General features: G+C 63.6%; 15 protein-coding genes. 9 read left to right on the plus strand and 6 right to left on the minus strand.

All coding sequences use genetic code 11. The features are described 5' to 3' along the window. The first annotated feature begins 45 nt into the window (after positions 1–45). From CV_RS08750 to CV_RS08775, 6 genes are all read left to right on the plus strand, one after another. Positions 46–603, plus strand: coding sequence for a DUF2062 domain-containing protein (locus CV_RS08750; RefSeq protein WP_011135338.1), 558 nt, complete (start codon positions 46–48; stop codon positions 601–603). Then, the gene (locus CV_RS08755; RefSeq protein ID WP_043595887.1) at positions 590–1,147 is read left to right on the plus strand and encodes an NUDIX domain-containing protein; all 558 of its coding nucleotides are present in this window, start codon (positions 590–592) and stop codon (positions 1,145–1,147) included. The genes CV_RS08750 and CV_RS08755 overlap by 14 nt, the downstream gene beginning before the upstream one ends. Further along, the gene (locus CV_RS08760) at positions 1,134–1,451 is read left to right on the plus strand and encodes a PilZ domain-containing protein (protein ID WP_076226329.1); all 318 of its coding nucleotides are present in this window, start codon (positions 1,134–1,136) and stop codon (positions 1,449–1,451) included. Before CV_RS08755 ends, CV_RS08760 begins: the two co-directional genes overlap by 14 nt. Positions 1,452–1,753: 302 nt before the next feature. Continuing rightward, positions 1,754–3,682 (plus strand): PrkA family serine protein kinase, encoded by a 1,929-nt coding sequence (locus tag CV_RS08765; protein ID WP_011135341.1) that lies wholly within the window; start codon positions 1,754–1,756, stop codon positions 3,680–3,682. Between the two features lie 154 nt (positions 3,683–3,836). Further along, on the plus strand, positions 3,837–5,117 hold the full coding sequence (locus tag CV_RS08770) for a YeaH/YhbH family protein (RefSeq protein ID WP_011135342.1): 1,281 nt from the start codon (positions 3,837–3,839) through the stop codon (positions 5,115–5,117). Next, positions 5,114–6,655, plus strand: a complete 1,542-nt coding sequence (locus CV_RS08775) for a SpoVR family protein (protein ID WP_011135343.1) — start codon at positions 5,114–5,116, stop codon at positions 6,653–6,655. Before CV_RS08770 ends, CV_RS08775 begins: the two co-directional genes overlap by 4 nt. A gap of 78 nt (positions 6,656–6,733) precedes the next feature. Here CV_RS08775 and CV_RS08780 read toward each other — a convergent pair whose 3' ends face one another. From CV_RS08780 to CV_RS08800, 5 genes are all read right to left on the minus strand, one after another. Then, on the minus strand, positions 6,734–7,201 hold the full coding sequence (locus tag CV_RS08780; protein ID WP_011135344.1) for a hypothetical protein: 468 nt from the start codon (positions 7,199–7,201) through the stop codon (positions 6,734–6,736). A 70-nt stretch (positions 7,202–7,271) separates the two neighbouring features. Next, positions 7,272–8,072 (minus strand): ABC transporter ATP-binding protein, encoded by an 801-nt coding sequence (locus CV_RS08785; protein WP_011135345.1) that lies wholly within the window; start codon positions 8,070–8,072, stop codon positions 7,272–7,274. Continuing rightward, positions 8,065–9,030: a FecCD family ABC transporter permease gene (locus tag CV_RS08790; protein ID WP_011135346.1), complete on the minus strand. Its 966-nt coding sequence runs from the start codon at positions 9,028–9,030 to the stop codon at positions 8,065–8,067. The genes CV_RS08785 and CV_RS08790 overlap by 8 nt, the downstream gene beginning before the upstream one ends. Positions 9,031–9,068: 38 nt before the next feature. Then, positions 9,069–9,872: a 4-hydroxy-tetrahydrodipicolinate reductase gene (gene dapB / locus CV_RS08795; RefSeq protein ID WP_011135347.1), complete on the minus strand. Its 804-nt coding sequence runs from the start codon at positions 9,870–9,872 to the stop codon at positions 9,069–9,071. Further along, entirely contained in the window at positions 9,869–10,252 is a 384-nt protein-coding gene (locus tag CV_RS08800; RefSeq protein WP_011135348.1) for an outer membrane protein assembly factor BamE, read from the minus strand. Before CV_RS08800 ends, dapB begins: the two co-directional genes overlap by 4 nt. Before the next feature lie 97 nt (positions 10,253–10,349). Here CV_RS08800 and fur point away from each other — a divergent pair, with 97 nt between their 5' ends. From fur to CV_RS08815, 3 genes are read left to right on the plus strand one after another with little or no spacing between them, the layout of a single operon-like run. Beyond that, the gene (fur, locus tag CV_RS08805) at positions 10,350–10,781 is read left to right on the plus strand and encodes a ferric iron uptake transcriptional regulator (RefSeq protein WP_011135349.1); all 432 of its coding nucleotides are present in this window, start codon (positions 10,350–10,352) and stop codon (positions 10,779–10,781) included. Beyond that, complete coding sequence (gene aat / locus CV_RS08810) at positions 10,778–11,479, plus strand: leucyl/phenylalanyl-tRNA--protein transferase (RefSeq protein ID WP_011135350.1); 702 nt, start codon at positions 10,778–10,780, stop codon at positions 11,477–11,479. Before fur ends, aat begins: the two co-directional genes overlap by 4 nt. Beyond that, the gene (locus CV_RS08815) at positions 11,466–12,194 is read left to right on the plus strand and encodes an arginyltransferase (RefSeq protein ID WP_011135351.1); all 729 of its coding nucleotides are present in this window, start codon (positions 11,466–11,468) and stop codon (positions 12,192–12,194) included. Before aat ends, CV_RS08815 begins: the two co-directional genes overlap by 14 nt. On the opposite strand, the gene CV_RS08820 is transcribed toward CV_RS08815, so the two are convergent. Continuing rightward, positions 12,191–13,381: an MFS transporter gene (locus CV_RS08820; protein ID WP_043595888.1), complete on the minus strand. Its 1,191-nt coding sequence runs from the start codon at positions 13,379–13,381 to the stop codon at positions 12,191–12,193. The genes CV_RS08815 and CV_RS08820 overlap by 4 nt on opposite strands. Between the last annotated feature and the right edge of the window lie 64 nt (positions 13,382–13,445).

Below are 13,445 nucleotides of genomic sequence, written 5' to 3' on the forward strand. Positions count from 1 at the left end.
TCCACCCGAGTGTGGTTTAACGGCAACGCGACGGCATGAAATGAAATGACCTGGCTCAAACGCAAAATGCGCCGCTTTTCCGCGGCCAGGCACAATTGGTTCGCGCGGCCTGGCATGCGCTTGCTGGCGCCGTACCTGGACCGACCCGCCTATTGGTCGTTCAATCGCCGCAAGGTGGCGATGGGCGTGGCGGTGGGCTTGTATTCCGGCGTGATGCCGGGTTTCACCCAGAAGGCGACCGCGCTGGCGCTGGCGCTGCTGCTGCGGGTCAATCTTCCGGCGGCGATGGTGGTGTCGCTGTACAGCAATCCGCTCACCGTATTGCCGCTGTACTATCTGGCCTATTGCTACGGCAGGTGGTTACTGGGTTCGGATGCGGCGGCTACAATGACGGCTCCTCCCGGCCTGTTCGTCTTGGGACCGGCTGCCTGGATGAGGCAGACTTTGAGCTGGCTGATCGATCTTGGCTGGCCGCTGCTGGTGGGCATGCCGGCGCTGGGGCTGACCTTGGGCGCGGCCGGCTATCTGGCCACCCGGGTGCTGTGGCGCTGGGCGGTCGTCAGCGCGTGGAACGATAGAAAGGTGAAGTGTGGATCTCGTTGAGAAGCAGTTGTCGTCGGAGCTGGTCTATCAGGGCGGTTTCATCAAGGTGCGCAAGGACAGGGTGGCCCTGCCGGACGGAAACGAATCCGCGCGCGAATACATCCTTCATCCCGGCGCGGTGGCGGTATTGGCGCTGACGCCGGAAGGCGAGCTGGTGCTGGAGCGGCAATACCGCTATCCGGCCGGCCGCGAGTTCATCGAGATTCCGGCCGGCAAGATCGATCCGGACGAGGCTCCGGAGCTGACAGCCAGGCGCGAGCTGCTGGAGGAGACCGGCTATCGGGCCGGGCGCTGGACTTATCTGGGCACCGCCCATCCTTGCATCGGCTATTCCAACGAAAAAATCAGCTATTACCTCGCGCAAGATCTTATGCTTAGCGAAAGGCAACTGGACGCGGGCGAATTCCTGGAGGTGCTGACCCTGCCCCTGGATGCCGCGATGAACATGGCGCTGACCGGCGAGATTTGCGACAGCAAGTCCATCGTCGGCCTGCACTGGCTGGCGGCCTACCTGGGCGGGAGGATGCGAGGTGTCGAGATTTGACGCGTATTACGACCGGCGGCGCGGCCGCCGGGTCAGCATGGGGTGCAAGGCCCGCATCAAGTCGCTGCTGAGCGGGCAAACGTTTTACGGCGAGTGCGTGGACCTGTCGGTGGACGGCATGGCCCTGCGTTCTGCCTTCGTGCCGCAGTATGGGGAAAAGCTCAATGTGATCGTGCTGGTGCCCGGCGTCGGCGCAGCCTCGGGCAAGCCTTTCGAGGCCGAGGTGGAGGTCAAGCGCTGCAATGAGGTGCAGCGCGGACTGATATATGAAATAGGTGTTCGAATTCTGGTGCGGAAAACCTGAGCGGACAATATTCAACGGTTTTTTCGCATTAATTTCTGTAGGTATTACAAGAATTTACTAAGCTTCATCAATTGTTACAAAAATCAGAATTTAAAAAAATCCATTGATTCAATAGCTTCCCTCGCACAATGTTCTCGGCGCTGCCTGACCCGGTTCGGACCGGCTTTTATCCGGTTGATTGGCGCTGCTATGCTATACCCAAAACAGAACCGGAGACACCGTCAGTACTCTAATTCAGCAAGGGGAAAGGCAGATTGCGAGTCGCAGCATGCCAAGCCCCTGCTACCAGCCAGGAGAGAGTCATGCACCCGGATATCTTCAGTCACTACGCAGTGCGATACGACAAGACCCGCGAGGAGGAGTACACGATCCAGGAGTACCTGGAGCTGTGCAAGAAAGATCCGGGCGCCTACGCCACGGCGGCGGAGCGCATGCTGACCGCCATCGGCGAGCCGGAACTGGTCGATACCCGTCACGATTCGCGGCTGTCCCGCATTTTCTCCAACAAAGTCATCAAGGTTTACCCGGCGTTCCGCGATTTCTACGGCACCGAAGAGGTGATCGAGCAGGTAGTCGCCTATTTCCGCCACGCGGCCCAGGGCCTGGAGGAGAAGAAGCAGATCCTCTATCTGCTGGGACCGGTCGGCGGCGGCAAGTCGTCGATCGCCGAGAAACTGAAGGAACTGATGGAGCTGGTGCCCTTCTATTGCCTGAAGGGCAGCCCGGTCAACGAGTCGCCGCTGTCCCTGTTCAATTACGATGAAGACGGCCCCATCCTCGAAGAGCAATACGGCATTCCGCGCCGTTACCTGAAAGGCATCCCCAGCCCGTGGGCGGTCAAGCGCCTGCACGAGTTCAACGGCGACATCGGCCAGTTCCGCGTGGTCAAGCGCTATCCGTCGGTGCTGCGCCAGGTGGCCGTGGCCAAGACCGAGCCGGGCGACGAGAACAACCAGGACATCAGCTCGCTGGTGGGCAAGGTGGACATCCGCAAGCTGGAAAAGTACGCGCAGGACGATCCGGACGCCTACAGCTATTCCGGCGGCCTGTGCCTGGCGAACCAGGGCTTGCTCGAGTTCGTCGAAATGTTCAAGGCGCCGATCAAGGTGCTGCACCCCTTGCTGACGGCCACCCAGGAAGGCAACTTCAAGGGCACTGAAGGCTTCGGCGCGATACCCTTCGAAGGCATCATCCTCGCGCACTCCAACGAGAGCGAGTGGAAGCAGTTCCGCAACAACAAGAACAACGAGGCCTTCCTCGACCGGATCTACATCGTCAAGGTGCCTTACTGCCTGCGCGTGGCCGAGGAAATCAAGATCTACGACAAGCTGATCCGCAACTCCTCGCTGGGCAAGGCGCCGTGCGCGCCGGGCACGCTGAAGATGATGGCCCAGTTCGCGGTGCTGTCGCGGCTGAAGGAACCGGAAAACTCCAGCCTGTACAGCAAGATGCAGGTGTATGACGGCGAGAACCTGAAAGACACCGATCCCAAGGCCAAGTCGCTGCAGGAATACCGCGACTACGCCGGCGTGGACGAAGGCATGTCGGGCTTGTCCACCCGTTTCGCCTACAAGATCCTGTCCAAGGTGTTCAACTTCGACCACAGCGAAGTGGCCGCCAACCCGGTGCATTTGCTGTACGTGATCGAGCAGCAGGTCGAGCGCGAACAGTTTCCAGCCGAAACGGAACAGAAATACCTGACTTTCCTGAAGGAATATCTGGCGCCGAAATACGTTGAATTCATCGGCAAGGAAATCCAGACCGCCTATCTGGAAAGTTATTCCGAATATGGCCAGAACATTTTCGACCGTTATGTGACTTTCGCCGATTACTGGATTCAGGATCAGGAATATCGCGACCAAGATACCGGCGAAATATTCGACCGCACGTCGCTGAATGCGGAACTGGAAAAGATCGAGAAGCCGGCGGGAATCTCCAATCCCAAGGATTTCCGCAACGAGATCGTCAACTTCGTGTTGCGGGCCCGCGCCAACAACGGCGGCAAGAATCCGACCTGGACCAGTTACGAGAAGCTGCGCACGGTGATCGAGAAGAAGATGTTCTCCAATACCGAGGAGCTGCTGCCGGTGATCTCCTTCAATGCCAAGGCCAGCGCCGAGGATGCCAAGAAGCACGAAGACTTCGTCAACCGCATGGTGGAAAAGGGTTACACCGCCAAGCAGGTGCGGCTGCTGTGCGAATGGTATCTGCGCGTGCGCAAGTCCTCATAAGCCGCCCGCGCCGGCTTGGCTCCCCGAGCCAGGCCGGCAGGAGGCGCCGACCCCAGATGGGGCGGCGACAAGGAGACACAACCGCGCGCGGCGATCGGCCATCGGCTCCGGAGACGGAGCCGGCGGCCCCTCGCAGCGCGCCAGAGAGGTGGCTATGTCCCACATCATAGACAGACGCCTCAACGGCAAGAACAAGTCGGCGGTCAATCGCGAGCGCTTTCTTCGCCGTTTCAAGGCGCAAATCAAAGAAGCCGTCTCCAAGGCGATCAAGGGGCGGAGCATCACCGATATCGAAAGCGGGGAAAAGGTTTCCATCCCGGTGAAGGACATCTCCGAGCCTTCGTTCCATCATGGCAAAGGCGGGGTGTGGGAGAACGTCCATCCCGGCAACGAGGAGTTCGTCAAGGGCGACCGTATTCCCCGGCCCCAGGGCGGCGCGGGCGGCGGCGGCAGCAAGGCCAGCCAGGACGGCGAGGGCGAGGATGATTTCGTGTTCCAGCTGTCGCGCGAGGAATTCATGAACGTATTCTTCGACGACCTGGCCCTGCCCAACCTGGTCAAGACCCAGCTGATGGGCATCGAGGAGATGAAGACGGTGCGCGCCGGCTATACCAACGACGGCACGCCGACCAACATCAACATCGTCCGCTCGCCACGCGGCGCGCTGGCGCGCCGCGTGGCGATGGCCGCGCCGACGCTCAGCAGCATAGACGAGGCTGAGGAGGAGCTCGATACGCTGATCGAGTCCGACGACGACAACGCGCTGGAAGTGCGGGACCGGCGGCAGCGCATCCACCAGATGAAGGAGCGGCTGGCCAGCATCCCGTGGATAGACCCGTTCGACCTGCGCTACAACAACCGCGTCAAGCAGCCTAAACCGACCAGCCAGGCGGTGATGTTCTGCATCATGGACGTGTCCGGCTCGATGGACGAGCAGAAGAAGGACATGGCCAAGCGCTTCTTCATTCTGCTGTACATGTTTCTGCAGCGCAATTACGAGAAGATCGAAGTCGTGTTCATCCGCCACCATACCAGCGCGGTGGAGGTCAACGAGCAGGATTTCTTCCACTCCCGCGAGAGCGGCGGCACCGTGGTGTCGTCGGCGTTGAACCTGATGAGCGACGTCATCCGCAAGCGCTACGCCAGCAGCGAGTGGAACATCTATGCCGCCCAGGCGTCTGACGGCGACAACTGGGACAGCGATTCGGCCAACTGCGGCCGCATCCTGGAGGAAAACCTGCTGCCGTACTGCCAGTATTTCGCTTATATCGAGATCACCGAGGGCGAGCCGCAGAACCTGTGGTACGAGTACCTGAAGGTCAAGGCTCAGTGTCCGCAGTTCGCGATGCAGAAGATTCGTTCCGCATCCGACATTTACCCGGTGTTCCGCGAACTGTTCAAGCGCCAGCCGGCGAACGGGAGGGTGTCGGCATGAAACGGACGCGCAAGGGGGAAGGCTCGACGCCGATTTCCACGGGGTCGGAATGGACGTTCGATCTGGTGGGCGAATACGACCGCGCGATCCGCGAGATCGCGGTGGACGAATTCAAGCTGGACGTGTATCCCAACCAGCTGGAGATCATCACCGCCGAGCAGATGATGGACGCCTACGCCTCGGTGGGCATGCCGGTCAATTACCATCACTGGAGCTACGGCAAGCATTTCGTCTCCACCGAGAAGAGCTACAAGCGCGGCCAGATGGGGCTGGCCTATGAGATCGTGATCAATTCCAATCCCTGCATCGCCTATCTGATGGAAGAGAACTCGATGATGATGCAGGCGCTGGTGATCGCCCATGCCGCCTATGGCCACAACAGCTTCTTCAAGGGCAACTACCTGTTCCGCTCCTGGACCGACGCCTCGGCCATCATCGACTATCTGGTGTTCGCCAAGAGCTACATCATGAAGTGCGAGGAGCGCTACGGCATCGATGAGGTGGAGGAGCTGCTGGATTCCTGCCACGCCTTGATGAATTACGGCGTGGACCGCTACAAGCGGCCGCAGAAGCTGTCGCTGGCCAAGGAGCAGGCGCGCCAGGAAGAGCGCGAACACTATCTGCAGATGCAGGTGAACGATCTGTGGCGCACGATACCCAAGCGCGACAAGGACGGCGGCGACAAGCTGCCGCCGCGTTTCCCGGCCGAGCCGCAGGAGAACATCCTGTACTTCATCGAGAAGTCGGCGCCTTTGCTGGAGCCGTGGCAACGCGAGGTGGTGCGCATCGTCCGGAAGGTGGCGCAGTATTTCTACCCGCAGCGGCAAACCCAGGTGATGAACGAGGGCTGGGCGACATTCTGGCACTACACCATCATGAATCGGCTGTACGACAAGGGCCTGATCACCGATGGCTACATGCTGGAATTCCTGCAGAGCCATACCAATGTGGTGACGCAGCCGCCGGTCACCGCCCGCTGGTACAGCGGAATCAACCCCTACGCGCTGGGCTTCGCGATGTATCAGGACATCAAGCGGATCTGCGAGGAGCCGACCGACGAGGACAGGGCCTGGTTCCCCGACTTGGCCGGCAGCAACTGGCGGGAGTCGCTGGAGTTCGCGATGCGCAACTTCAAGGACGAGAGCTTCATCTCGCAATATCTGTCGCCCAAGCTGATCCGCGATTTCCGCTTCTTCTCGATTCGCGACGACGATCGCGATGACAAGCTGGAAATCTCCAGCATCCACGACGAAGAAGGCTACCGCGACATCCGCGGCAAGCTGGCGGAGCAATACAATCTGGGGTCGCGGGAGCCCAACATCCAGGTCTGGTCGGTCAATATGCGCGGCGACCGCAGCCTGACACTGCGCCATACCATGCATAACCGCCGGCCGCTGGAGGAGCAGAGTGCCCAGGAAGTGCTGAAGCATGTGTGCCGGCTGTGGGGTTTCGACGTCAGGCTGGAGAGCGTGGACAGCAACGGCGAGGTCAAGCAGGTGTACGAGGTGCAGGCGGTGCGGGAGACGGCGACGGCCTGAGCCAGCCAGGGCGCGAGAGGCGGGCGGCGCGGAAGCGCCGTCCGTTTTCATTTGCGCGGGGGCTTGAGCCGTTCGGGGTCAGGCGGTGCCGGCCACCGGCGACAGCCGGCAGTGCGAACGGTCCTCGAAGCTGCCGCCAGGCTCGCCCCAGGCGTGGGCATACAGCAGCTGGCCGCTGGCTTCGATGCGGATGGTGATCTCCTGGCGGAAATGCTCGCTCAGGCTGCGGGGGCCGCTGGAGAACACCACCTCCAGCACGCCATGCCCGCCTTCCGCTTGGCGTATCGCCGGATGGGGCAGCACGTAGGGCAACTCGTCCATCACCGGCCACAGGCAGAGCGTGCCGTCGGGCAAGTAACCGAGCAGGGTGGTCTCTCGATGCAGGATTTCGCCATCGGTGCCGTTGGCCGTGTAGTGCAGCAGCAGCGCGCGCTGGCCGGGCAGGGCTTGCCAATGCAGGCAGCCGGTGAAGGTCTGGTCCTCGTGGTTGATGCCTTCGCCACAGAACTGGTTGGGAAGCGATTGCAGAGCGGCTAGCAGCGGCATGTCTTCTCTCTTCCGTTCGCGGATGCGAGAAGGTCAGGATCGCAGGTTTGCCCGGCTAATGCAATACAGGTCAGGGCTTGCCGGTCGCTTGGCCTGGCATGGGAATGAAGGCGCGCCATGGTTGTTCGGGGTGCGTCAGCTCCGCCAGCCGCACGCCGTAAATGGCCTCCAGCCGCTCGCGCTCCATCATCGCGGCATTGTCGCCGCAGCCGGCGACGCGGCCGTCGTTCAGCAGCAGCACCCGGTCGGCGTGGCGCAGGGCCAGGTTGAGGTCGTGCACCACGGCCAGCGCGCCGATGCCCAACTCATGGGCCAGTGTCCGGACCCGGGTCATCAGCGCGTCGGCCATCGCGAAGTCCTGCGCCGCGGTGGGCTCGTCCAGCAGCAGATAACGTTCGGGGCGCGGCGACAGCAGCAGCTGGCACAGCGCGCGCGCCAGTTGCAGGCGCTGCCGCTCGCCGCCGGACAGGTCGGCCAGGTGCCGGTCGGCGAGTCCGGCCGCATCGCATAGGCGCAAGGCTTCGTTCACGGCCGCGCAGACGCGCGGCCTGTCTGCGGATGGATACAGGTAACTGCCTGCGGCGACCAGTTCCGCGCCGCGCCAGCCCGACGGCGTCACCGGATGCTGTTCAACCACGGCCCGCCAGCCGGCGAGTTCGGCGCTGCGCATCCGCGCCGTAGGGCTGCCGGCGATCAGGATTTCGCCGGCATCCGGCTTCCACAGCCCCGACAATAGCTTGAGCAGGGTGCTTTTCCCCGCGCCGTTCGGCCCCAGCACGGTCAGCAATTCGCCGGGCTTCAGGGACAGGCCGGCATCGGTCAGCAGGGCTCGGCCGCCTTTGCGCAGCGACAGGCCGCGGGCTTCAAGCATGTCGGGCCTCCTGGCGGCGCAGCAGCCACAGGAAGAAGGGCGCGCCCAGCAGGCTGGTGATCACGCCGACCGGCAATTCCGCCGGCGCCAACAGCCCGCGGGCCAGCCAGTCTGAACTGACGGTCAGCCAGGCCCCCAGCAGCGGAGAAGCGGCGAGCAGGCGGCGCGAGTCGCTGCCGACCAGCTGGCGCGCCAGGTGCGGGGCCATCAGTCCGACGAAACCTATCATGCCGCACCCGGACACCACCAAGCCGGCGGCCAGCGCCGCCAGCAATACGATGCGCCATTCCTGGCCGCGCACGGAAAAGCCCAGGTGGAAGGCGGCACTCTCGCCCAGCTGCAAGGCGTTCAGGAAGCGCCAGTGGCCGAAGAGCGCCAGCCAGATCAGCGGCGCGGCCACGGTCAGCGTCAGCGCCTGCGGCCATTCTGCGCCGGCGAAGCTGCCCATCAGCCAGAAGGTGACTACGCGCAGCGATCCGTCGGGCAGCATGGTGATCAGCAGGGTCAACAGGCTGCCGAGCAGGGTGCTGACCGCCAGTCCGCTCAATATCAGCCGGTTGCCGTCGTGGTCGCTTCCCAGCACTCTCACCAGCAGCAGCGCGCCCAGGCCGCCGGCGAAGCCGGCCGCCGCCACGCCATAAAGGCCGGCGCCCAGGCTCAGCGCCAGCGCCGCGGCCAGCGCCGCGCCGCTGTTGATGCCGATCAGGCCCGGCTCGGCCAGCGGGTTGCGGAAGCGCGCCTGCACCGCGCAGCCGGCGCTGGCGAGCAGCGCGCCGGCGGAGGCGGCGGCGAACAGTCGCGGCAGGCGCAACTCCAGCAGCAGCTGCCATTCCAGCGGCGGTTGCGGATCCAGCTTCAGCAGGCTGAGGGCTTGCAGCTGGCTGTGATGGAGCAGGGAGGCGAGGGCGGTGAGGCCCAGCAGCGGAAGCAGGACGAGGATGAGGGAGCGAACGCGCATGGGATGGAAAGGGAGGGGCGGGCGCCCCTCCGCGGGCGTCAGCGCAGGCCCAGCACGTCCTGCATGTCGAACAGGCCGTTTCGCTTGTCGGACAGCCAGCGCGCGGCGCGCACCGCGCCGTTGGCGAACGTGGCGCGGCTGGAAGCCTTGTGGCTGATCTCCACGCGCTCGCCCAGCGCGGCGAACAGCGCGGTGTGGTCGCCGACCACGTCGCCGCCGCGCACGGTCGCGAAGCCTATCGCCTGCGGGTCGCGCTCGCCGGTCACGCCTTCGCGGCCATAGACCGCGCATTGCTTCAGATCGCGGCCCAGCGCGTCGGCGATCACTTCGCCCATGCGCAGCGCGGTGCCGGACGGCGCGTCCACTTTGAAGCGGTGGTGCGCCTCGATGATTTCGACGTCGTAGCCTTCGTTCAGCACGCGGGCGGCCATGTCCAGCAGCTTGAAGGTGAGGTTGACGCCCACGCTGAAGTTGGACGCGAACACGATGCCGATCTTGCCGGCCGCGGCGCGGATGGCGGCTTTGCCTTCGTCATCGAAGCCGGTGGTGCCGATCACCATGCGCACGCCGCGCTCTACGCAGGCCAGCATGTGCTCCAGCGTGCCTTCGGGGCGGGTGAAGTCGATCACCACGTCGGCGCCGTCCAGCGCGGCGATGAAGTCCGAGCTGATGAAGACGCCGCTGCTGCGGCCGCAGAACAGGCCGGCATCCTGGCCGACGAAGCCCGAATCCGCGCGGTCTATCGCCGCGTGCAGCCGGGCGCCGGGAGCGTCCAGCACCGCTTCGATCAGCACGCGGCCCATGCGGCCGGACGCGCCGACGATCACGATGTTCTGGCTCATGGCTTTTTCGCCTCCTGGGCGGGGGCGGAAGCGTCCAGCTGCTTGGCGGGCGGCGCCGGTTGGGCATTGCCTTCGACGCGGTCCAGCGCGTCGCCCTTGAAGTGGATGGTCAGCAGCTTGTCGGTGGATGGATCCACCTTGCCGCCTTTGGCGTCGCTATACTTGTAGTCCCAGCGGTCGGCATGGAAGGGGTCGGTCAGCAGCGGGGTGCCGAGCAGGAAGCGGACCTGGGCGCGGGTCATGCCGGGCTTGAGCTTGGCGACGGCGTCCTGGGTCACGTAATTGCCTTGCTGGACTTCCACGCGGTGGCTCCAGTCGAGCGGGTTCATCGAGCTGCAGCCGGCGACTGCGATGACGGCGGCGAAAATCAGGGCGCGCATGGTACTCCGATTGACTCAAACGTTTATGAGGCTGTAATTAGGCAAAGCCGTCAAAAGGCTTTATCATGATTCGAAAACCGAGACACTTTATATCACGATGAGCAAAGCCAGTCACCTCAAAGATATCGGCCTCAAAGCCACCGGACCGCGTCTGAAAATCCTCGACCTGTTCGAGCAGGGCGACGCCGGCCATATGTCCGCCGAAGACGTTTACCGCAAGCTTCTGGCGGAAAACATCGACATCGGGCTCGCCACCATTTACCGCGTGCTGACCCAGTTCGAACAGGCCGGCATCCTGGTGCGCCACCATTTCGAGACCGGCAAGGCGGTGTACGAGCTGAACCAGGGCGGCCACCATGATCACATGGTCTGCGTCAGCTGCGGCAAGGTGGTGGAGTTCTTCGATCCGGAAATCGAGGCGCTGCAGGACCGCATCGCCGAACAGCACGGCTTTCGCATCGTCGAACACGCGCTGTACATGTACGGCGAGTGCCCGGATTGCCTGGGCAAGAGCGGCCGCCGCGGATGATTCCCTGGCTCGGTCCCGAGCCTGTCTTCCCGCCGGTGTCGCAGGCCCTGAGTCATCCCAACGGCCTGCTGGCCGCCGGCGGCGATCTGTCGTCCCGCCGCATTCTCACCGCTTACTCGGAAGGCATCTTCCCCTGGTTTTCCGACGGCGAGCCGATACTGTGGTGGTCCCCCGCGCCGCGCATGGTGATGTTTCCCGACGAGCTCAAGGTCAGCCGCTCGCTGGCCAAGACGTTGCGCAATCTCGATTATGAAATCCGCGTCGACAGCGCCTTCCCAGAAGTGATGCGCGCTTGCGCCGAGCCCAGGGCCGGGCAGGACGGCACCTGGATCGTGCCCGAGATGGTGGCCGCCTATTGCCGGCTGCACCAGATCGGCTACGCGCACAGTTTCGAAACCTGGATCGATGGCGAGCTGGCCGGAGGGCTGTACGGCGTGTCCATCGGCCGCATGTTCTACGGCGAGTCGATGTTTTCCCGCAGAAGGGACGCCTCCAAGCTCGCCTTCGTCCACATGGTCCGGCATCTGCAGGCGCAGGGCGTGACGATGATAGACTGCCAGATGCATACCGAGCATCTGGCCAGCCTCGGCGCGAGGCTGATATCGCGCGATGTTTTTCTTGCTACTCTGAAAGAGAATGTCCGGCATCCCCAGCCGGATCGGATGTGGGATTACCATTACCGCCATGAGTCATCGTGAAGCCGGCCAGGTCGCGGCCATCCATTTCTACGCCACGGCGCCGTACCCGTGCAGCTATCTGTCCGGGCGGCAGGCGCGCTCCCAAGTCGCGATCCCGGCCGAGGCGATAGACGGCGGCGTCTACAGCCAGCTGGTCAGGCTGGGTTTTCGCCGCAGCGGCCTCTACACCTACCGGCCCTATTGCGACTCATGCCAGGCCTGCATCCCGGTCAGGCTGCCCGTCGACCAGTTCCGGCCCAACCGTACCCAGCGGAAAGTGTGGCGGCGAGGCGCCGGGATGAGCGCGCGCTGGCTGCCGCTCGCATTCGACGCGGAACATTACGCGCTGTACCGCTGGTATCAGCAGACCCGCCATGCCGGCGGCGGCATGTCGGACGACGACGCGCAGCAGTATTCCGAGTTCATCCTGAAGAGCGGCGTGGACAGCCATCTGGCGGAATTCAGGCTGGATGGCGAGCTGAAGATGGTCAGCCTGGTGGATAGGCTGGTGGATGGCTTGTCGGCGGTTTACACCTTTTACGATCCGGAAGACAGCCAGTCCAGCCTGGGCGTCTACAACGTGCTGTGGCAGGTGGAGCAGGCACGCATGCTGGGGCTGAGCTACGTCTATCTGGGCTACTGGATAGCAGACTGCCGCAAGATGGCGTACAAGTCCGGTTATCGGCCGCTGCAGATGCTGCATGGCGGCCGCTGGCAGACGATGCCGGAAGGCTAGATGCCTCCTTGGCCGCCGGTTTGACGGCTAGGCTGCGGGCTGCCCATTCCCAGATGGAAAAACGTCGAGAGCACGCCTAGCGCGAATCCCGCGGCGGCTACGCCGTTCCAATTCAGCATTTGCCAGCAGAATCCCCCTATGGCCGAACCCAGCGCGCCCGCCACAAATAATCCGGTCATGTAGACGGTGTTGATGCGGCTGCGGGCCGCGGGGTTCAGCGCGAAAATGATGGTCTGGTGCGAGACCATGGCGACTTGCACGCCCGCGTCCAGAAGAATCACGCCGACGACCAGTCCCATCAGGTTCGGCGCCACGCCGAAGACCAGAAACGACGCGACAACCAGCGCGATCCCCAGCTTGACGATGCCGTGAGGTCCGCGCGCGTCTGCAAGCTTGCCAGCCTGTGGCGCAAGCAGGACGCCGACCAAGCCGATGATGCCAAACAGGCCCGCCTCGCGGCTGCCCATATGGAACTCCGGTTGTTGCAGCAGCAAGACCAAGGTGCTCCAAAAGGCGCTGAACGCGGCGAATAGCATGCCCTGGGTCAGGATGGCGTAGCGCAGTTCCCTTTCCTCTCGAGCCAGCTTGAACAGGGAGGCGAGCAGTGCCGGATAGCCGTGCTGCGCCGTCGGTTTGCTGCTCGGCAGAAAGGCCAGCAGCATCAAGCCCATGGCGATCGCCAGCGCCGCGCCCACCATGAACATCGCCCGCCAGCCCAGATAGGCGCCGGCGAAGCCGCTCAGCGTGCGCGCCAGCAGAATGCCGCTTAGCAGGCCGCTCATCACATGGCCGACCACCTTGCCGCGCTGTTCCGGTCCGGCAAGCTCCGCGGCGAACGGAATGATTTGCTGAGCGATGGTGGCGGTGGCGCCGACCAGGACCGAGGCCAGCAACAGCAACGGCGGCGTCGGGCTGGCGGCCATGCAGGCGAGGGAGGCGATCAGCGCCAGCGTCTGCGCCAGAATCAGCCGCTTGCGGTCCATGGCATCGCCGAGCGGAACCAGCAGGATCAGGCCGAAGGCGAACCCCAGCTGCGTCATGGCGGGTATCAGGCCGATCAGCGGGGATGCGCCCCACTCGCGCTGCAGCAGGCCCAGCAGGGGCTGGTTGTAATAGATGTTGGCGATGGAAAAGCCGCAGGCGATGGCCATGACCAATATCAGCCTGAAGGGGAGTGCCTTGCTCATTTTGTTCTCGTGATTGCCTGGTGCGTGAAGGGCGGGATGCGCCCGGCCTGCCGGCTCGGGCGCA

It is taken from the genome of Chromobacterium violaceum ATCC 12472, from assembly GCF_000007705.1.
Taxonomy (GTDB): domain Bacteria; phylum Pseudomonadota; class Gammaproteobacteria; order Burkholderiales; family Chromobacteriaceae; genus Chromobacterium; species Chromobacterium violaceum.